A 19,236-nucleotide genomic window follows, 5' to 3' on the forward strand; every position below is an offset into this window, starting at 1 on the left:
CAACCGCCCTGCCGTCTGTGACCTGCTAAGCCCCTGTGAATGCGCGAGTATCGGCTTGTGCTCGGCTATGATCTCCTACGACCAGGTACCCCCCGAGAGTTGCCATATGACTGTTCGTTACACACGTGCCCCCGCTTGACTCCCCCACCCCCGCCATCCTACCCCCATCGACGGGACACGCCGCCCCAACGCGGCGCGCCCATCTGTAAGGATGGAGACATCGATGGCGAATACCGTTCCGGCCGCGCGTCCGCGCGTGCCGCATTTCTCGTCCGGCCCCTGCGCCAAGCGCCCCGGCTGGACCCTCAAAGCCCTCTCGGACGCGGCGCTCGGCCGCTCGCACCGCGCCAAGGTCGGCAAGGACAAGCTCAAGCTTGCCATCGACCTGACCCGTGAGGTGCTGCAGGTGCCGGCCGATTACCGCATCGGCATCGTGCCCGCTTCCGATACCGGCGCCGTCGAGATGGCGATGTGGTCGCTGCTCGGGGCCCGCGGCGTCGACATGGTCTCCTGGGAGAGCTTTGGCGCGGGCTGGGTGACCGATGTCGCCAAGCAGCTCAAGCTGCCCGACGTCCGCACCTTCGAGGCTCCCTATGGCGAGCTGCCGAACCTGAAGAAGGTCGACACCAGGAACCGCGACGTCGTCTTCACCTGGAACGGCACCACCTCGGGCGTGCGCGTCGTCGACGCCAGCTGGATCGCGGATGACCGCGAGGGCCTGACCATCTGCGACGCGACCTCGGCCGCCTTCGCCCAGAAGCTCGACTGGCCCAAGCTCGACGTCACCACCTTCTCCTGGCAAAAAGTGCTCGGCGGCGAGGCGGCCCACGGCATGATCATCCTCTCGCCGCGCGCGGTCGAGCGGCTGCTGACCTACAAGCCGTCCTGGCCGCTGCCAAAAATCTTCCGCATGACCTCGGGCGGCAAGCTGATCGAGGGCATTTTTGCGGGCGAGACGATCAACACGCCCTCCATGCTCGCGGTCGAGGATTATCTCGACGCGCTCGCCTGGGCGCAGAAGGTCGGCGGGTTAGAGGGGCTGGTGAAGCGCGCCGACGGCAATTTTCGCGTCATCGCCAAATTCGTGCGCGAGAACGACTGGATCGACTTCCTGGCGGTGAAGCCGAAGACGCGCTCGAACACCTCGGTCTGCCTGAAGTTCACCGACCCGGCCGTCACGGCGCTCTCGGCCGAGGCTCAGGCGGCCTTCGCCAAGCAGGTGGTCACGATCATCGAGAAGGCCGGCGCCGGCTTCGACCTCGGCCATTACCGCGACGCCCCTCCCGGCCTGCGCATCTGGTGCGGCGCGACCGTGCAGTCGCGCGACCTCAAGGCGCTGCTGCCCTGGATCGAATACGCCTTCGCCGAAGCCAAGGCCGGGCTGAAGAAGGCGGCGTAAAAGCCGCCACCCGCGACGCGCCCCCTCTCCCACTGATCTCGGGTATACCCGAGATCAGCACTTAAAGTGTCGAAGTCGGCAACAGCCGACTTCGATGCGGGAGAGGGCTGGGGTGAGGGGTCGCGCGACGCTGGTCGTTGCTGCCCTCTTCCACCCGCTAACGAATTCGACCTGCGCGACCCCTCATCCGTCTCCGCTTCGCGGAGCCACCTTCTCCCGCAAGGGGAGAAGGGATCGCGCGCCTTCCCATTCACGCACGCGACCGCTTGCGGCGCGCTGCCGGAGCAAAGCCCATGACCGCCCCAAGAGTCCTGATCTCGGACGCCCTCTCCCCCGCCGCCGTGCAGATCTTCAAGGATCGCGGCATCGACGTGACCTTCGATCCCGGCCTCGGCAAGGACAAGGACAAGCTCGCCGCCATCATTGGCGACTATGACGGGCTCGCCATCCGCTCGGCGACCAAGGCCACCGCCAAGCTGCTGGAGGCCGCGACCAAGCTGAAGGTGATCGGCCGCGCCGGCATCGGCGTCGACAATGTCGAGATCCCCGCCGCCACCGCGCGCGGCATCATCGTGATGAACACGCCCTTCGGCAATTCGATCACCACCGCCGAGCATGCCATCGCCATGATGTTCGCGCTCGCCAGGCAGATCCCCTCGGCCGATCTCTCCACCCAGGCCGGGAAATGGGAGAAGAACCGCTTCATGGGCGTCGAGATCACAGCCAAGACGCTTGGGCTGATCGGTTGCGGCAATATCGGCTCGATCGTCGCCGAGCGCGGCATCGGCCTGAAGATGCGGGTCATCGCCTTCGACCCCTACCTCTCGCCGGAGCGTGCCGTGCAGCTCGGCGTCGAGAAGGTCGAGCTCGAGGACCTGCTGAAGCGCGCCGACTTCATCACGCTGCACGTGCCGATGACCGAGAAGACCAAGAACATCCTCTCGGCCGAGAACCTCGCCAAGACCAGGAAGGGCGTGCGCATCATCAACTGCGCCCGCGGCGGGCTGGTCGATGAGGCCGCGCTGGCCGCGCTGATCAAGTCCGGCCATGTCGCTGGCGCCGCCTTCGACGTGTTCTCGGTCGAGCCGGCCGAGAGCAATCCCCTGTTCGGCCTGGAGAACGTCGTCTGCACGCCGCATCTCGGCGCCAGCACGAACGAGGCGCAGGAGAACGTCGCGCTCCAGGTCGCCGAGCAGATGTCGGACTATTTGCTCAAGGGCGCCATCACCAACGCGGTGAACTTCCCCTCGATCTCGGCCGAGGAAGCGCCGCGGATCAAGCCCTTCGTCGCGCTGGCGGAGAAGCTCGGCTCCTTCCTGGGCCAGCTCACGGAAGCGCCGGTCAAGGGCATCCGCATCGAGTACGAGGGTGCGGTCGCCGGCCTGAACCTGAAGGCGATCTCGGCCGCCGCGATCACCGGCGTGCTCCGGCCGTTCCTGCCCGAGATCAACATGGTCAACGCCGCGATGATCGCCAAGGAGAAGGGCATCGTGGTGGAGGAGCTGACCCGCGAGGTCGCCGGCAACCTCGAAAGCGTCATCCGCATCGTCGTCGAGGCCGAGGACATGCCGCGCCATGCCTCCGGCACGGTCTTCCAGGACGGCAAGCCGCGCATCGTCGAGATCCGCGACATCCAGGTCGATGCCGAGTTCGCGCCGCACATGCTCTACGTCCGCAACGCCGACAAGCCGGGCTTCATCGGCCAGTTCGGCTCGCTGCTCGGCGCCGCCGGCGTCAATGTCGCGACCTTCAGCCTCGGCCGCGACAAGCCGGGCGGCGACGCGATCTGCTATGTCGCGGTCGACGAGGCGATCTCGGACGATCTGCTGGAGAAGATCCACGAGATCCCGATGGTGAAGCGGGCCCGGCGGCTGCGGTTCTGAGGCTGCACGAAGAGCGAGCGCATGCTATTCTCCGCTGCAACGGAGAACGGCATGCGCATCGTCACATTCGAGGTCCGGCGGGATGACAAGGCCGGCGTCTGGTACGCAAGCTCGACCAGCGATATGGGCATCGTCACCGAAGCCGCGACGATTGAAGCCCTGCGCGAGCGACTGAAGTTGCTCGTACCGGATTTTCTCGAAACCGACGAGGAACTTCGACTCGATCTCGACATCAAGGTGTCCGATATCGTCCAGGCTGCCTGATGGTCGAGATCGGACCGCGACTGAAGCGCATCCTGCGCAAGGCCGGCTATGAGTATTATCGGCCGGCCAAGGGCGACCATGAGATTTGGCGTCATCCCGAGACCAAAGCTCAGGTCTCGATCGATGCCGGCACCAAGTCGCGTCATACGGCCAACGAGATCCTCAAGCAGGCCGGGCTACCGAAAGCCTTCTGACCGTCAAAACGGCGCCGCAATTTCCCTCCCCTGTGCCGCAACGTCACAGGGGATTTTTCATGCCGCCTCGCCATGCCTATGCCTATGCCGCGCTCGGCCTGCTCGCAGCCACGCCCGCCCTCGCCGACTGGGACAAGGCGAAGCTCGACAGCGAAATCCCGAAGATCGAGCAGCAGTCCGGCGGCAGGCTCGGCGTCGCGCTGATCGACCTGAAGGACCGCAAGACCTGGTCGCATCGCGGCAAGGAGCCGTTCCCCTTCCAGAGCGTGTTCAAGCTGCCGCTGGCGGTCGCGGTGCTGCAGGCGGTCGAGGCCGGCAAGTTCAAGCTCGACCAAAGCATCACCGTCACCCGCAAGGATCTTTCGCTCTACCACAGCCCACTCGCCAAGGCCTTCAAGGGCGAGAGCAACGGCTATCCCCTGCGCGACCTCCTCACCCGCGCCACCGGCGACAGCGACAACAGCGCCGCCGACCTGCTGCTGCGCCTCGTCGGCGGGCCGCAGGCCCTCACCAAGGTGCTCAGGGATGGCGGCGTCACCGGCATCTCGGTCGACCGCTACGAGCGCGTCTTCCAGCCCGAGATCCTCGGCCTGCCTGGCTACAGCTGGGACCAGGAGATCGACACGGCGCAGTTCTACAAGAGCATCGAGGCGCTTCCCGCGGCGCAGCGGCGCAAGACGCTGGAAGCGAGCCTGAACGACAGCCGCGACAGCGCGACGCCCGAAGCGTCGATCGCCTTCCTGGACGGCTTCGCCGCGGGCAACTGGCTGCGCGAGCCGGAACATACCCGCCTGATCGACACGATCATCACCGAGACGAAGTCGGGCCCCGACCGCATCCGCGCCGGCCTGCCCAAGGGCGCCGGCTTCGCCCACAAGACCGGGCTGGGTCCGACAGCCGACGGCCTCAACCACGCCACCAACGATATCGGCATCGTCACCCTGCCGAACGGCCGCCGCTTCGCGATCGCGGTCTATCTCAAGGGCGCGACCGCCGATGCCAAGGCGCGCGAGGCGGCCCATGCCGCCATCGCCAGGCTGGCCGTGACGAGCCTGAAGTAAGAGCGCGCTCGACCGTCATTGCGACGAGGCGCAGCCGACGAAGCATCCAGGGGGTCTCGCGCAATCCCCCTGGATTGCTTCGCTACGCTCGCAACGACGGCGGGTGGGTCAGGCCTTTTTGACGCGCTGCTCGGCGATCCAGATGCCGCCGAGCACCAGCGCCAGCGCGAGGCCATGATAGAGCGCGAGCTTTTCGCCCAAGATCAGCACGGCGAGCAGCGGCGCGAAGACCGGCACGAGGTTGACGAAGAGCCCGGCCCGCCCGGGCCCGATCAGCTCGACCGCCCGCATGAAGAAGAGCTGCGAGGCCAAAGACGGCCCGAGCACGACGAAGGCGAGGATGAGCCAGCCCTTCGCCGTCGGCCAGATCACGTTGCCGGTCCAGACCTCCAGCGCCAGCAGCGGCAGCGAGACGATGCAGGCAACCATTGCCACCGCGGTGAAGAACACCAGCCCCGGCATGGCCGGGCGCGAGCGCAGGCCGACCGTATAGCCGGCATAGAGCACGCAGGCGATGATCATCCACAAATCGCCGGGCACGAAGGTGAAATGCGACAGGATGTGGATGTCGCCCTGGCTCGCGGTGACGAGGATGCCGAGCAGCGTCACGCCGACGCCAAGCGCCTGCATCCAGCCGATGCGGGTGCGATAAGCGAGGAAGGCGCCGATCAGCACGAAGACCGGGATCGAGCCCTGGAGAATGCCGATATTGATCGCGCTGGTCGAATAGCCGGCGATGTACATCAGCGCATTGAAGGCGGTGAAGCCGAACATGCCGAGCGCGATGATGCGCCAGCGATGCGCCAGCAGCACCGGCGCATACGCCGTCAGCTCGCGCCGCAGCAGCAGCGGCAGGATGGAGCAGACGAAGACCCAGCGCAGCGAGGTCAGCGCCATCGGCGAGATCTGCCCCACTGCCATCCGGCTGGCGACGGCGTTTCCCGCCCACATCAGCGTCGTCAGGATCAGCAGCAGATAGGCATTGGCCCAGAAGCGCTGCGGCAGGGTGTTGGCTGGGGGCAAGGCTGCAACCTGTAGGGTATCGGAGCGCCTCAATAGCCTTGCGCGCGTGTCGCGTCATGTGAGATGAGGCGCAACGCTCCCCGTCGCCCGACGCATCCCTCCTGGTGCCCGTCAGCCATGCTCCATGTCTCCAGACCGCTCCGCCTGCTCGTCGTCGACGGCAACACCCGCGAGCAGCGCGAGAACCACGCCGCCGGCTACGGCTCCCAGCCGGGCGAGGCCTATGCCGACTCCATTCGCGGGATCGCGCCGGACTGCATCACCGATATCTGCCTGCCGGCCGACGCGGGCGCGAACCTGCCCGACGGCTCGGGCCTCGCCTCCTATGACGGCATCTTCCTGACCGGCTCGCACCTGCACATCTACAATCTCGAGCCGTCCGTGACCCAGCAGATCGAGCTGATGCGGGCGATCTATGAAAGCGGCACGCCGAGCTTCGGTTCGTGCTGGGGCATCCAGATGGGCGCCGTCGCCGCCGGCGGCACCGTCACCGCCAATCCCAAGGGCCGCGAGGTCGGCTTCGCCCGCAAGATCGCGCCGACCGAAGCGGGACGGAAGCATCCGCTGCTCGCCGGCCGCCCCGCGAGCTTCGACGCGCCCGCGATCCATCTCGACACCATCGTCACGCCGCCCGGCGACACGACCGTGCTGGCCTCGAACGCCTATAGCGACGTGCAGGCCGTCGAGATCAACCATGGCGGCGGCACCTTCTGGGGCGTGCAGTACCATCCCGAATTCCCGCTCGGACAGGTCGCCTCCATCCTCGGGCGGATGGTGCCGATCCTGATCGCCGAGGGTTTTCGCAGGGACGAGGCTTCCGCCGAAAGCTGGCTCGCAGACCTGCGCGCACTCGACGCCGATCCCGCCAGGCAGGACCTCGCCTGGGCACATGGGCTCGACGCCGAAGTGCTCGACGCCGAGAAGCGCGTCACCGAACTGCGCAACTTCCTCAACCACCGCGTCAAGCCGCATGTGAGCGCGCGCGGGCGCGCTTGAGGGCAGCGACCGGGTGAGCGCCCCTCTTCCCTTCTCCCCCTGCGGGAGAAGGTGCCCCGGCAGGGGCGGATGAGGGGTCGCGCCACCGCTTCAAACCTAGCACCTATTTATAAAACGAAACCTCGAAGCGTCGCGCGACCCCTCGTCCGTCAGCGCTTCGCGCTGCCACCTTCTCCCGCGGGGGAGAAGGGAAGGCTCTCATCAACATGAAGGACGCCGCCGCAGGCCCTTCCGCTACTCTCCCACCGCCCGCTTCCGTTTTCCGGCCGAATTCCGCCTTGGCGGCGCCGGAATCGGACGCGCCTATCACGCTGTCGTGATTTGCCGGGGATAGCAAAATGATGAGCCGACTTACCGCCGCCTTGGTCCTCGCTCCGGGCCTGGCTTTCGCGCCTGGTCTCGCCAGCGCCGCCGATATCGAACTCGCCTCCCGCATCGACCGCGTCACCGTCTATCCGGACGGCGCGGTGGTGACCCGGCTCGGCAAGGCCGAGCTGGCGCAGGGCGCCTCGCAGATCGTGCTGCGCGGCCTGCCGGCCTCGGTCGACCCAGCCTCGATCCGCGTCGAGGGCAAGGGCGACGGCAGCTTCTCGCTCGGCGCCGTCGATGTCCGCACCGTGCCGGGCGAAGCCAGGCCAGTGCTCGACAAGGTGCTCGAAGACAAGATCAAGGCGCTGCGCGACGAGAAATCCGCGCTCGACGGGCAGATCGGCGCAATCGAGGCCAAGCGCGCCACGATCGAGCGCTTCGGCCAGGTCGGCCCCGACAAGCTCGGGCCGGACGGCAAGGCGCTGCCGGTCGCCGATTGGCCGGCGGTATTCGACGCGATCGGCACCGCCCTGGTCAAGGTCAATGCCGACCTGCGCGGCCTGCGCGGCCGGGGCGCCGAGGTCGATGCCGAGATCGCCGCGCTCGAACGCGCCCGTCCGCAGCCGGTCAAGCCCGGCGCGCCGAAGCGCGACGTCGCCATCGCCGTCGAGGCCGGTGCGCCCGTCTCGGCCGAATTCGCCGTGAGCTACCGCGTCGGCGGTGCCAACTGGCTGCCGCAATACGAGGCCCGCCTCTCGACCGGCAGCGCCACGGCCAAGCCGGAGATCGCCTTCATCCGCCGCGCCGAGCTGCGCCAGCGCAGCGGCGAGGATTGGGGCGACGTCACCGTGACGCTCTCGACCACCCGCTCGGCCGGCGGCACGCGGGCGCCTGATCTCGTGCCGGTGCAGGTCGCGTTCTATGAACCGCCGAGCGTGTATGAGAGCCGTGCGCGGATGAGTGGCAACGTGGGAATGGCCGCACCATTGCCCGCCCCGGCCATGGCGGCGAGGGCCAAGGCCGCGGCTGACGCAGAGACCGAAAAGAGCCAGCGCAACGTCGATCTGCGCCAAGCCGAGGTCCAGACCGCGCAGGTCGACGCCGGCGCCTATCAGGCGAGCTTCACAGTGCCCGGCCGCATCACCATCCCGCAGGACGGCTCGTCCAAGGCGGTGGTGCTGTCGCAAGGCAAGGTCAGCCCGGCCTTGTCGGCCCGCACCACGCCGGAACTGGAGCAGAAGGCCTATCTCGAAGCCGCCTTCACCCATGAGGACGAGGCGCCGCTGCTCGGCGGGCAGGTCTTCCTGCACCGCGACGGCGCCTATATCGGCCAGGGCCGCATCGGCCTCGTCGCGCCCGGCGACAAGGTCGAGCTCGGCTTCGGCGCCGACGACAAGCTCAAGGTCAGCCGCATCCCGGTGCGCCGCCGCGAGAGCGAGGCGAGCTGGATCGGCCAGAGCCGCACCGACCTGCGCGAGTTCAAGACCGTGGTGAAGAGCCTGCACGCCCAGCCGGTCAGCGTCACCGTCACCGACCGGGTGCCCTTCTCCGAGAACAGCACGATCACGGTCGAGACCCTGCCGCAGACCACGCCGCCGACCGAGAAGCAGCCCGGCGGCAAGCGCGGCGTCTCGGCCTGGACCTTCGACCTCGCGCCCGGCACCGAGAAGGAGATCAAGCTCGCCTATCGGATCAAATGGCCGGGTGATCGCGAACTGAACTACGAGCAGCAGCCACTGCCGCAAGCGACGAATTGAGGTGGCCTCTGCGGCTGGATTTTCCGCGCTCTGAGCGCTATGTATTACCTGCCTTTCAGGAGGTAATACCCATGGCAACGACGGTGACCAGCAAGGGCCAGGTGACGATTCCCAAGCCCGTGCGTGAACGGTTGGGGATCGAGCCCGGCAATGCCGTTGATTTCGAGCTCGCGCCCGACGGACGCGTTGTCTTGTTCAAGGTCGGAGGAGCGCAGCAGCCCAGCCGATTCGACGCGGTACGCGGCGTGGCCGATGCGGGCTTGAGCACCGATGAGATCATGGCTTTGATGCGCGGCGACGACTGAGTATGACGCTCGTCGATACGAATGTTCTGCTGGATATCTTCACCGACGATCCACAATGGGCAGGCTGGTCGACCCAACAGCTCGACGCTGCGACGCTGCGTGGCCCGCTCGCCATCAACGATATCGTCTATGCGGAATTGTCTGGCGGCTTTACGGCGATCGAAGCGCTCGATGCCGCCTTGGCCGTGATCGGAATCAGGCCCACAGCCATGCCGCGCTCGGCGCTCTTTCTCGCCGGCAAGGTCTTCCGGCGCTACCGCGCATCTGGCGGAACCAGAACGGGCGTGCTGCCCGACTTCTTCATCGGTGCGCATGCGGTGGTTTCGGGCGCGAACCTCCTCACCCGTGATGTCCGGCGTTACCGAACCTATTTCCCGACGATCGATCTGATCACGCCATAGCCCGGCTCGAACGCCAATGCCCCCGATCTTGACCTCGCCGCATTGTTGGCTCATGAGGGCTTGCAAGGACCTGCCTCGAAACCCCGGCCTTGCGCCGGGGTTTTTCATGTGCGCGGCGCTTGCGGCGAAGAGGCAGGGAATTAAAGCCCATGGCGAATGTTGTGGTGGTCGGCGCTCAGTGGGGCGACGAGGGCAAGGGCAAGATCGTCGACTGGCTGTCGAGCCAGGCCGATGTCGTGGTGCGCTTCCAGGGCGGCCATAATGCCGGCCATACGCTCGTCATCGACGGCCACGTCTACAAGCTCTCGCTGCTGCCCTCCGGCATCGTGCGCCCCGGCAAGCTCTCGGTCATCGGCAACGGCGTCGTCGTCGATCCCTGGCATCTGATCGAGGAGATCGGGCGGTTGCGCGCCCAGGGCGTCGCGATCTCGCCCGAGAACCTGCGCATCGCCGACAACGCCACCCTGATCCTGCCGCTGCACCGCGAACTCGACCATTTCCGCGAGACCAGCAATGCCGGCCTCAAGATCGGCACGACCAAACGCGGCATCGGCCCGGCCTATGAGGACAAGGTCGGCAGGCGCGCGATTCGCGTCATCGACCTCAAGGACCCGGCCATCCTCAAGGCCAAGATCGAGCGGCTTCTGGCGCATCACAACGCGCTGCGGCGCGGGCTCGGCATCGCCGAGGTCGACGCGTCCGAGCTGCTGGCCGAGCTGACCCGGATCGCCGGCGAGGTGCTGCCCTATGCCGACACGGTCTGGGCCCTGCTCGACGCCGAGCGCCGCGCCGGCAAGCGCATCCTGTTCGAGGGCGCCCAGGGCGCCCTGCTCGACGTCGACCACGGCACCTACCCGTTCGTGACCTCGTCCAACATCGTCGCCGGCCAGGCCGCGACCGGCTCGGGCCTTGGCCCCTCCGCCGTCGGCTACGTGCTCGGCATCGCCAAGGCCTATACGACGCGCGTCGGCGAAGGCCCGTTCCCGACCGAGCTCTTCGACGAGATCGGCGAGCTGATCGGCCAGAAGGGCAAGGAGTTCGGCGTCGTCACGGGCAGGAAGCGCCGCTGCGGCTGGTTCGACGCCTGCCTGGTGCGCCAGACCGTGAAGACCTCCGGCATCGACGGCATCGCGCTGACCAAGCTCGACATCCTCGACGGCTTCACGGAGATCAAGGTCTGCACCGGCTATAGGCTCGACGGCGAGGTGCTCGAGCACCTGCCGGCAGGCCAGAGCGATCAAGCCCGCGTCGAGCCGATCTACGAGGTGATCGAGGGCTGGGAGGGCTCGACCGCCAATGCCCGCTCCTGGGCAGACCTGCCGGCGCAGGCGATCAAATACGTCCGCCGCATCGAAGAACTGATCGGAGCCCCCGTCGCGGTGCTGTCGACCAGCCCCGAGCGCGACGATACGATCCTGGTCCATAATCCTTTCGAGGGTTGACGAGCCGGCCCGACACGGACAATTGAGCCCAATGGCCGATTTCTATCCGATCCTGGCACGCGCGATTGCCGGGCTGCCCGACAAGTCGCCCGAAGCGCGCCGCGCGGTCTACGACCGCGCCAGGACGGCGCTCGTGGCGCAGTTGCGCAGCCTCGACCCGCCGCTGGGCGAGGCCGAGATCATGCGCGAGCGCCTGTCGCTCGACGAGGCCGTGTCGCGGGTCGAGGCCGATATCGGCGAGGGTGGGGCCAGCAGCCAGCCGCAACCGCCTGCGCCGCCGCCGCGCCCCGTCGCGCCGGAGCCGCCGGCCGAGCCGGCGCGCGCCTTCCGCGACGAAGCCGAGAGCGAGCCGCCCAGCTTCGAGGACGACCAGCCCGAGCCGGAGCCCGCCGAGGCGCAGGTCATCCGCCCGCGCGTCGCCCCGCCGCGCGAGCGCCGCGTCGATCCCGGCCATGTCCGCACCGCCATCGTCGGCAGCGGCGTTGCCGTCGCGGTCATCGCGATCGCCGGGCTCGCCTACTACGTCAACAAGTTCAACCCGACCGAGCCGGCGCGCCCGCGCGTCGATAATTCGGTCCAGCAAGCGCCCGCCCAGACTGACTCGGCCGGCAAGCTCAACGATCGCATCGGCGATAGCGGCGCTGCGCAGAACCCCGGCCAGTCCCAGCGCCCCGGCGGCGGCACCAATGCCCCCGCGGTGCAGCAGGGCGGGGAGGTCGCGGTCGCCCAGCGCGCCATCCTCTACACGGAGATGCCGGAGAGCCCGCAACAGCCGCAGGCGGTCAACGGCCGCGTCTTCTGGCGGCTCGACAGCGAAAGCGCCGGCCAGGGCCGCCCGGTCGAGACCATCGTGCGCGCCACCGTCGAGGTGCCCGATGCGGGCCTGAGCCTGGACTTCACCATCCGCCGCAACGCCGACAGCGCCTTCCCGGCCTCGCACATCATCGGCATGCGCTTCACCCGCACCGGCGCCCAGGCGGCCGACGCCGTCCGCGAAGTCGGCGTGCCGCAGTTCAAGGCCGAGGAGAGCGAGCGCGGCGCGCCGATCTCGGCGATCAGCTCGGCGCTCGGCGAGAACCTCTTCGTCGCCGCCCTGTCGAACGTGCCGGTCGAGATCGAGCGCAACCTCGAGCTGATGCAGACGCGCGCCTGGATCGACATCCCCGTGCGCTTCGCCTCCGGCCGCCGTGGCATCATCACCTTCGAGAAGGGCGTCTCGGGCAACCAGACGCTGGCAGACGCCTTCAGCCGCTGGCGCTGAGGCGCGGAAGCACAGCGATGTGCTCCGTGCCGCGCCTTCTGCTTGGGATGGGGCGCCGAAGTTCGGTGTAGACGTGGGTCCTCCGGTACTGCCCGACCTCCGCTACCCCTCCAGCGAAAAAGGCCTCCGGATCGAAATCCGGAGGCCAGCCAGCTTATCGGGGAATGCAGAGGGTGCCTCAGACGACCGGCGGACGGTAAGGACCGGCAGTCTCGTCGAAGCGGTTCCAGCCATCGGCGCGATAATCGGCGAGGCGGCTGTCGCGGTCGATCGGGGTCGCGCCGTCGAGGATCGCCTCGACGGTCGGGGCATGCTCCTCGGTCGTGCGCACCGAGACGACGGTCCCGCCGCGACGCACGGTCTCGGCATGGTAGTCGGCGTCTTCCTTGCTGATGCCGGCGCTGGTCAGCGCCCCGACGAGCCCGCCGGCAGCGGCACCGGTCACTGCGCCGGCAGCGGTGGCGGCGAGCCAGCCCGCCGCCACGACGGGGCCGATTCCCGGAATCGCGATCAGGCCTAGCCCCGCCAGGAGGCCCGCGGCGCCGCCAATGGCACCGCCGATGCCGGCGCCCTCGCCGGCGTTGCTGTCCTTGGTATCCTCCTGATGCCCGACGACGCTGATGTCGCCGTCGGCGATGCCGGCAGCCTGGAGTTGCTCGACGGCGATCCTGGCGTCGTCATAGGTCTGGTAGGAGCGGGTGATGGTATGGGTCATGGTGATGCCTCTCTGCTGATGATCTGTTGGTGGCGCCGGCTCAGTGGCGGACGATGTTGCCGCGATAGTCGACCGAGACATTGACCGTGGCGCCGGCCTGCGTGGCGGAGCCCTTCCAGACGCCGCTATCGTCCTTCTTCAGCCCTGTGACGTTCGAGTAGCCGTTGGCTTCGAGGCGGCTCTTGGCCTGGCCCTCGGTGAAGCTGTTGGCCCCTGGCAGCGGCGCGTTCTTGTCTGCCTCGGCCTTCGGTGCGGGCATGGGCGACGTCGTCGAGGTCTGCGCGATCGCGCCAAGCGAGGTGGCAGACGTGATGAGCGCGGCGATGAGCAGCTTTTTCATGGTGTAACTCCAGGACATGCGGCGAGGCCGCTGATGCCTAACCGAACGTGAGGCACCGGCTCAAAGTTCCACGCCAAAGCTCCCGGCATCCGGGCGGGGATGCTAATTATTTCAATATCTTGGAGGGAACCTAACGGCGGCTCTAGAGATCGCGCGTGCGATCCGGCAGCCTGTCGATCGCCTCGTCCGCGCCCTGGTCCGTGTTCAGCACACCCTCGCGGAGCACCTTCGTCGCGGCGTCGGCCTTCTTCGCCGGGTCGGTCGGTATCGGCGCCGTCTCTAGCGTTGCCTCCAGGCCGATCTCATCAGGCTTCTTGCCATCCTTGCGCGCCGCGGCGGCGAAGGTTGCGAGAGCTTCCGGTTGCTTGGCCATGCGAGCCTCCCTGGCTGTATCGGAAGCAACCCGGCCGCTGGATACGAAGTTCCGTAAAGATTTCGACATGGCCCAGGAACGGAGCGACCGGCAGCGGGTTAGGCTCCCACGAACCCCGAACAACCCGGAGACCCCCCATGGCCACGACCCCGAAGCCGCTGGACGAGATGTTCCTCGACATGCTCAAGGACGTCTACTACGCCGAAAAGCAGATCCTGAAGGCGCTGCCCAAGATGGCCAAGGCCGCCAAGGCGCCCGAGCTGAAGAAGGCCTTCGAGACCCACCGCGAGGAAACCGAGGGCCATGTCGAGCGCCTCGGCCAGGTCTTCGAGATCGTCGGCAAGGCACCGCGCGCCAAGACCTGCGACGCCATCCTCGGCATCCTCGAAGAGGGCAAGGCGGTCATGGAGGACTACGCCGACAGCCCGGCTCTCGACGCCGGCCTCGTCGCCTCCGCCCAGGCGGTCGAGCACTATGAGATGGCGCGCTACGGCACCTTGAAGGCCTGGGCCAAGCAGCTCGGCCACAGCGACGCCGCCACGCTGCTCGACGCGACGCTCGCCGAGGAAACCAAGACCGACAAGACCCTGACCCAGCTCGGCGCGCCGGCGAATACCGCCGCCGTCGCCAAGGCTGCCTAAGGAGATCGACGGCCCCGGTTCGAGTGCCGGGGCCGTCGCCTATCTGGCGCGTCTAGATCGCCGTGCGTCCTATCGGACGCAAAGTGGCGATCTAGGCTTTTGTTATTGCATCGGATTGTTCCGAAAACCGGATTCCACTTTTCGGTCAGATGCTCTAACGCATCAGGCCCGCCGCCCGCAGCGCATCCTCGATCACCTTCCCCACGCCTGCCGCGGCCTTTGTCAGCGTCGGCGCAACTGGCGGCAGGATGGCATGCTGATCGTCTTGACCGGCTGAAATCCCCGGCTTCACAGGCTCGCGCTGCACCGGGAGTTCTGAACCGGTGCCGGACAACTGCCAGAAATCCGCGATATGGCGCGTTGACGAGATGCCCGCGTCGAGCATGAAGGCCCCGGGGGTTCCGATGCCGTCCGCCGTGCTCAGCGGCGTGCCGTGCCCCATTCCGGCAATCCTGAACTCTTCGATCTTCGCTGCACCTGTCCCATCGCGCCAAACCCGCCGGGAATGGCCCTCGACAGCGCCGATCTCGGTCGGCTCTGCCGGCAGCCTGTGAACGCCCCGCCATTGGGTGACGATGGCCTCCATGTTGGCAGGTACGACGGTGAGGTCGCGCGTGCCATGCCAGACGGAGACCGCCGGCCATGGCCCCTGGTGGCCCGAGGCGTTGCGCAGCGCGTTTTGCAAGGTCTTCTCCGGCGGGAGCCCATGGCCGCGCATCCGGTCGAGCGCCTCGGGCACCGTGCCCGCGCATCCGTATGGCAGCCCGGCAATGATCGCTCCACCCGCGAACAGGTCCGGATAGGCCGCGAGCATGACCGACGTCATCGCTCCTCCGGCCGACAGCCCGGTGACGAAGACCCGTCGCGGATCGAGATCATGGCTCTCGATCATCCTGCGAACCATCTGCGCGATGGAAAGCGCTTCTCCCGAGTCGCGCCGGATATCGCCAGGGACGAACCAGTTGAAGCAGAGGTTCGGATTGTTGGCCCTTTGCTGCTCCGGATAAAGCAGCGCGAAGCCATGCCGATCCGCTAGCTGCGACCAGCCGGAGCCGCGATCGTAACCTGCGGCCGTTTGCGTGCAGCCATGAAGGACGACGACCAGCGGCGCGCCCTCGGGCAGGGCCTGCGGCAGATAGCTGTGCGCCTTGAGGGCTCCCGGATTGGAGCCGAAGGAGGTCATCTCGGAAAGACGGGAGGGCTCTTTCGAAGTCCGTCCTGGAAGGGCGTTCCCGCGCGCAGCCGTCAAGCGGGCAATCGTATCGGAGATATTGCGCATCCTGGCTGTCCTATAATGGTCAACCCGGAATGGCGCTGACACATGCCTTCAACGGCCTCGCACCGCGTTTGTTGCAATGCACAATAAACTCTCCGAACGCCACTGAGGGAAGAGCTCTGGACCGAGACGGCGTGGACTGATGACCCAACCGCTGAGGATGGCCTCCCCGCATGGCTTGTTCCACCCGGAGCCAGAGACGCGACAATCCATTGAATGTGTTGGCAAAAGGTCGGGCCCGGCCCGGCTCCTGAGCGCAAGTCACGCCACTTAGAGCATGATGCCGAAAGGTGGGCACGGGTTTTCGAACGACATCATGCTCTCACTCTTTAGATGAGAGACGGATCCGGATTTCCGGCTCTAGATCGCAGTGCGTCCTATCGGACGCAATGTGGCGATCTAGGCTTTTGTTATTGCATCGGATTGTTCCGAAAACCGGATTCCACTTTTCGGTCCGATGCTCTAGCTCCGCCGCGCCGCCGCGAACCTGGCCGCCTCCCGCAGCATGCCCGCCTCCTCGCCGAAGCCATCCAGCGCGGCGATCGCCTCGTCGCGCAGGCGGTCGCGTTCGCGCTTGGCGGCGTCGAGCCCGAGCGCCGAGACCAGCGTCGCCTTGCCCTTATCCGCATCCTTGGCCGTGGCCTTGCCGAGTTCCTCAGGCGTCGCCTCGACGTCGAGGATGTCGTCGGCGACCTGGAAGGCTGCGCCCACCGCCCTGCCATAACGCCTGAGCGCGTCGAGCGCGGCTGCGTCGGCGCCCCCGAGCAGCGCTCCGATCTCGACGCTGGCCCTGAGCAGCGCGCCGGTCTTCATCGCCTGCAGCCGGCGGATCTCCGACTCGCTCAGCGCGCGCGGCGCCGGCTCGAAGCGCCCCTCGGCCGCGAGGTCGAACATCTGGCCGCCGACCATGCCGCCCAGGCCCGAGGCGCGGGCCAGGCACAACACCAACGCCGCCCGCACCTGGCCCGACGCATGCGTCGCCGGATCGGCCATCACCTCGAAGGCGAGCGTCAGCAGCGCGTCGCCGGCCAGGATCGCGGTCGCCTCGTCAAAAGCTTTGTGCACGGTCGGCCGGCCGCGGCGCGTGTCGTCATCGTCCATTGAGGGCAGGTCGTCATGGACCAGGGAGTAGCAATGCAGCAGCTCGACCGCCGTTCCGGCGCGCAGGGCCTGTGCCTCGCTGGCGGAGAACAGCCGCGCCGCCTCGACGGTCAGGAAGGGCCGCAGCCGCTTGCCCCCGCCGAGCGCGCCATGGCGCATCGCGGCGAGCAGCCGCTCCGGCCGCGCGATCTCGCCCGCGGCCACGTCGAGCGCGAGCAGGTTGTCGAGCAGCGCCTCGACCGCTTCGGCATTTCGCGCCAGCCGCAGCGGCAGCGCGTCGTCATATCCGGAACTCATGCGCCGCTCTTGGGTTCGCTTGCTTGGCGGGGGCCTTGCCGGACGGGGGCAGGATCGTCAAGCTGCGGGGGCATGACGATCGTGTCGACTTACCATGGGCAGGGCGGCAGGGCATGATCGGCCGATTGCTGGGCTGGTGCTTTCGCATCCTGCTTTACCTCGCCATCCTCCTGGCGCTGGCGCTGTTGCTGTTCCGCTTCGTCCCGGTGCCGTCGACCCTGATGCTCGGGCGCTGGCTGACCTTCAGATCGGTCGAGCGGCAATGGGTGCCGCTGGAGCAGATCTCGCCCCACCTGATCCGCGCCGTGATCGCCTCCGAGGACCAGCGCTTCTGCAGCCATGCCGGCGTCGACTGGATCGAGCTCAACAGCGTGCTCGAAGACGAGGACGGGCCGAGCCGCGGCGCCTCGACCCTGACCATGCAGACGGCCAAGAACGTCTTCCTCTGGCCGGGCCGCTCCTACCTGCGCAAGGGGCTGGAGATCCCCCTCGCCATGGCGATCGACTTCGCCTGGCCGAAGCAGCGGGTGATCGAGGTTTATCTCAACGTTGCCGAATGGGGCGAAGGCCTGTTCGGCGCCGACGCAGCGGCGGAGTATTATTTCCACAAGCCCGCCTCCCGCCTGAGCCCGGCGGAGGCGGCACGGCTCGCCGGCGCCCTGCCCAACCCGATCCTGCGCAACCCGGCCAAACCGAGCCGCGGCTTGCAATCGGCCGCGGGGCGCGTACAGCGGCGCGTCGGTCAGTTGGGCGCGCTTGGCGACTGCGCCCTTCCACGCGGCGCGAAGGATGCCGGTTGAGCGACCTTCTGGGAATTCGCCGGACTGCCGCTCCGCCGGAGTCATAAAAAGGTCTCGAAGCACTAGCCATTCCGGCTGTGAGCGTGTATGGGCAACGCCTCACGAGATTGATCCGTCGTCGTGGCGGTGGCGGGGCTTTGGTGCCTGCCTCCGGATGGCGGCACGATGGAGAGTAGAATGGCCGTTCCGAAGAGAAAGACTTCGCCGTCGAAGCGCGGCATGCGCCGCTCGGCCGACGCGCTGAAGCAGCCGACCTATATCGAAGACAAGAACTCCGGCGAGCTGCGCCGCCCGCACCATGTCGACCTGAAGAGCGGCATGTATCGCGGCCGCCAGGTGCTGAAGGCCAAGGCTGACGCCTGAGCCTCGGGTGCTTGCGCCGGGAGCGTTTTAAGGCCGGCCGCGAGGCCGGCTTTTTTCGTTCCGGCAGCACCGTCTTCGTGTTAGGTTACATGTAACCACCTCGGAGACTTGCCATGGCCACAGCATCAGGCTCCAAGCCCTCGCGCCTGAAGGTGCGCGAGCACCGCGAGCGACTGCGCCAGCAAGGTCTTCGCCCGCTTCAGATCTGGGTGCCGGACGTGCGCGCCCCGTCCTTCAAGGCGGAGGCGCATCGGCAGTCCCTCGCCGTCGCCCACAGCCACTTGGCCCGCGACGACCAGGCCTTCATCGATGCCCTGTCCGGCTGGGATGATGCATGAGGCGGGGCGATATCTGGACGGCATCGGGTGGCAAGGACTACGCCGGCAAGCCCAGGCCCGTCGTGATCGTCCAGGACGACAGCTTCGACGCGACCGATTCGATCACGATCTGCGCCTTCACCACCGACGAGACCGACGCACCGCTCTTCCGGCTGCCGATCGAGCCAAGTGATCGGAACCGCTTGCGCTCACCCTGCCGATTGATGGTCGATAAGCTGACGACTGTCCCGAAATCCAAGCTCGGCGCGCGCATCGGCAGGCTGGACGACGAAGACATCCTCCGGCTCAATCAAGCTGCCTTGGTGTTCCTCGGACTGGCCGTTTCGCCGCGAGCTGGTCGAAAGGAGTGAAACGGCGGCGCGAAGGCGCAGCCGTACTCAGGCCACGAGGCCGAGCTTCCGCCTGACGGCGCCCCCGGCCGCCACGCGATAACGCGCCGCCGCCACCTGCGGCGCCTCGCGCCCGCGCCGTGCGAACGGGCCGATCTCGGCCTGGCTTGCCGCCAGTTGCAGCAGGATCATCGCCAGCTCGCGCGGCGCACCTGCACCGCTCTCGTCCTGGCTGTCGGCTCTGGCCATGTCCCGCTCCGAGGCGAATCGCATTCGTCGGAGCAAATTCTGCAATCTCGCGGCCAGCCTTAACGTTGCGTTAAGGCAAAAACCTGCATCGTTTCGGGACATGTCCCCAACCTTGTCCG

The 19,236-nt window shown here is 67.4% G+C and carries 23 protein-coding genes; 16 read left to right on the plus strand and 7 right to left on the minus strand.

Annotated features, from left to right (window positions below; all coding sequences use genetic code 11):
* Positions 1-223: 223 nt before the first annotated feature.
* The 5 genes from DWF00_RS25075 (at position 224) to bla (ending at position 4,801) form a co-directional block, all read left to right on the plus strand.
* Entirely contained in the window at positions 224-1,399 is a 1,176-nt protein-coding gene (locus DWF00_RS25075; protein ID WP_114831563.1) for a phosphoserine transaminase, read from the plus strand.
* A gap of 293 nt (positions 1,400-1,692) precedes the next feature.
* Positions 1,693-3,282 carry a phosphoglycerate dehydrogenase gene (gene serA / locus DWF00_RS25080; RefSeq protein WP_114831562.1) on the plus strand — a complete coding sequence of 530 codons (1,590 nt, stop codon included), beginning with the start codon at positions 1,693-1,695 and terminating at the stop codon, positions 3,280-3,282.
* A 51-nt stretch (positions 3,283-3,333) separates the two neighbouring features.
* Positions 3,334-3,546, plus strand: coding sequence for a DUF1902 domain-containing protein (locus tag DWF00_RS25085; protein WP_181832819.1), 213 nt, complete (start codon positions 3,334-3,336; stop codon positions 3,544-3,546).
* Positions 3,546-3,740 (plus strand): type II toxin-antitoxin system HicA family toxin, encoded by a 195-nt coding sequence (locus tag DWF00_RS25090; protein ID WP_114831560.1) that lies wholly within the window; start codon positions 3,546-3,548, stop codon positions 3,738-3,740. Before DWF00_RS25085 ends, DWF00_RS25090 begins: the two co-directional genes overlap by 1 nt.
* Before the next feature lie 59 nt (positions 3,741-3,799).
* A complete protein-coding gene (gene bla, locus DWF00_RS25095) occupies positions 3,800-4,801 on the plus strand; it encodes a class A beta-lactamase (protein ID WP_114831559.1) in 1,002 nt (333 codons plus the stop codon).
* A 108-nt stretch (positions 4,802-4,909) separates the two neighbouring features.
* On the opposite strand, the gene DWF00_RS25100 is transcribed toward bla, so the two are convergent.
* Positions 4,910-5,824 carry a DMT family transporter gene (locus DWF00_RS25100; protein WP_245974298.1) on the minus strand — a complete coding sequence of 305 codons (915 nt, stop codon included), beginning with the start codon at positions 5,822-5,824 and terminating at the stop codon, positions 4,910-4,912.
* Positions 5,825-5,941: 117 nt separating this feature from the next.
* Between DWF00_RS25100 and DWF00_RS25105 the strand changes: the two genes are divergently transcribed.
* The 6 genes from DWF00_RS25105 (at position 5,942) to DWF00_RS29585 (ending at position 12,295) form a co-directional block, all read left to right on the plus strand.
* On the plus strand, positions 5,942-6,820 hold the full coding sequence (locus DWF00_RS25105; protein WP_114831558.1) for a type 1 glutamine amidotransferase: 879 nt from the start codon (positions 5,942-5,944) through the stop codon (positions 6,818-6,820).
* A 338-nt stretch (positions 6,821-7,158) separates the two neighbouring features.
* Positions 7,159-8,886 carry a mucoidy inhibitor MuiA family protein gene (locus DWF00_RS25110; protein WP_114831557.1) on the plus strand — a complete coding sequence of 576 codons (1,728 nt, stop codon included), beginning with the start codon at positions 7,159-7,161 and terminating at the stop codon, positions 8,884-8,886.
* Positions 8,887-8,957: 71 nt separating this feature from the next.
* Positions 8,958-9,191, plus strand: a complete 234-nt coding sequence (locus DWF00_RS25115) for an AbrB/MazE/SpoVT family DNA-binding domain-containing protein (RefSeq protein ID WP_114831556.1) — start codon at positions 8,958-8,960, stop codon at positions 9,189-9,191.
* A 2-nt stretch (positions 9,192-9,193) separates the two neighbouring features.
* Complete coding sequence (locus DWF00_RS25120; protein ID WP_114831555.1) at positions 9,194-9,592, plus strand: type II toxin-antitoxin system VapC family toxin; 399 nt, start codon at positions 9,194-9,196, stop codon at positions 9,590-9,592.
* A gap of 149 nt (positions 9,593-9,741) precedes the next feature.
* Positions 9,742-11,034, plus strand: coding sequence for an adenylosuccinate synthase (locus DWF00_RS25125; protein WP_114831554.1), 1,293 nt, complete (start codon positions 9,742-9,744; stop codon positions 11,032-11,034).
* A gap of 31 nt (positions 11,035-11,065) precedes the next feature.
* A complete protein-coding gene (locus tag DWF00_RS29585; RefSeq protein WP_181833312.1) occupies positions 11,066-12,295 on the plus strand; it encodes a histidine kinase in 1,230 nt (409 codons plus the stop codon).
* Positions 12,296-12,473: 178 nt separating this feature from the next.
* On the opposite strand, the gene DWF00_RS25135 is transcribed toward DWF00_RS29585, so the two are convergent.
* The 3 genes from DWF00_RS25135 to DWF00_RS25145 all read right to left on the minus strand — a co-directional run bounded on the left by DWF00_RS25135 (position 12,474) and on the right by DWF00_RS25145 (position 13,723).
* A complete protein-coding gene (locus DWF00_RS25135) occupies positions 12,474-13,010 on the minus strand; it encodes a general stress protein (RefSeq protein ID WP_114828445.1) in 537 nt (178 codons plus the stop codon).
* Positions 13,011-13,050: 40 nt separating this feature from the next.
* Positions 13,051-13,350: a PepSY domain-containing protein gene (locus DWF00_RS25140; RefSeq protein WP_114828444.1), complete on the minus strand. Its 300-nt coding sequence runs from the start codon at positions 13,348-13,350 to the stop codon at positions 13,051-13,053.
* 142 nt (positions 13,351-13,492) lie between these two features.
* Positions 13,493-13,723, minus strand: coding sequence for a hypothetical protein (locus DWF00_RS25145; protein ID WP_114828443.1), 231 nt, complete (start codon positions 13,721-13,723; stop codon positions 13,493-13,495).
* Positions 13,724-13,860: 137 nt separating this feature from the next.
* Here DWF00_RS25145 and DWF00_RS25150 point away from each other — a divergent pair, with 137 nt between their 5' ends.
* Entirely contained in the window at positions 13,861-14,364 is a 504-nt protein-coding gene (locus tag DWF00_RS25150) for a YciE/YciF ferroxidase family protein (RefSeq protein ID WP_114828442.1), read from the plus strand.
* A 154-nt stretch (positions 14,365-14,518) separates the two neighbouring features.
* On the opposite strand, the gene DWF00_RS25155 is transcribed toward DWF00_RS25150, so the two are convergent.
* Complete coding sequence (locus DWF00_RS25155) at positions 14,519-15,643, minus strand: extracellular catalytic domain type 1 short-chain-length polyhydroxyalkanoate depolymerase (protein ID WP_114828441.1); 1,125 nt, start codon at positions 15,641-15,643, stop codon at positions 14,519-14,521.
* A 459-nt stretch (positions 15,644-16,102) separates the two neighbouring features.
* Entirely contained in the window at positions 16,103-17,038 is a 936-nt protein-coding gene (locus tag DWF00_RS25160; protein ID WP_114828440.1) for a polyprenyl synthetase family protein, read from the minus strand.
* Positions 17,039-17,151: 113 nt separating this feature from the next.
* On the opposite strand from DWF00_RS25160, the gene mtgA reads away from it, so the two are divergent.
* The 4 genes from mtgA (at position 17,152) to DWF00_RS25180 (ending at position 18,889) form a co-directional block, all read left to right on the plus strand.
* Positions 17,152-17,838, plus strand: coding sequence for a monofunctional biosynthetic peptidoglycan transglycosylase (gene mtgA, locus DWF00_RS25165; protein WP_114828439.1), 687 nt, complete (start codon positions 17,152-17,154; stop codon positions 17,836-17,838).
* Between the two features lie 177 nt (positions 17,839-18,015).
* Positions 18,016-18,201: a 50S ribosomal protein L32 gene (gene rpmF / locus DWF00_RS25170; RefSeq protein WP_114828438.1), complete on the plus strand. Its 186-nt coding sequence runs from the start codon at positions 18,016-18,018 to the stop codon at positions 18,199-18,201.
* A gap of 113 nt (positions 18,202-18,314) precedes the next feature.
* Positions 18,315-18,539, plus strand: coding sequence for an antitoxin MazE family protein (locus tag DWF00_RS25175; protein WP_114828437.1), 225 nt, complete (start codon positions 18,315-18,317; stop codon positions 18,537-18,539).
* Positions 18,536-18,889, plus strand: a complete 354-nt coding sequence (locus tag DWF00_RS25180; RefSeq protein ID WP_114828436.1) for a type II toxin-antitoxin system PemK/MazF family toxin — start codon at positions 18,536-18,538, stop codon at positions 18,887-18,889. Before DWF00_RS25175 ends, DWF00_RS25180 begins: the two co-directional genes overlap by 4 nt.
* 27 nt (positions 18,890-18,916) lie before the next feature.
* Here the strand turns inward: DWF00_RS25180 and DWF00_RS25185 are convergent, their stop codons facing one another.
* Positions 18,917-19,117 (minus strand): hypothetical protein, encoded by a 201-nt coding sequence (locus tag DWF00_RS25185; RefSeq protein WP_114828435.1) that lies wholly within the window; start codon positions 19,115-19,117, stop codon positions 18,917-18,919.
* Between the last annotated feature and the right edge of the window lie 119 nt (positions 19,118-19,236).

It is taken from the genome of Allobosea caraganae, assembly GCF_003351345.1.
Lineage (GTDB): Bacteria > Pseudomonadota > Alphaproteobacteria > Rhizobiales > Beijerinckiaceae > Allobosea > Allobosea caraganae.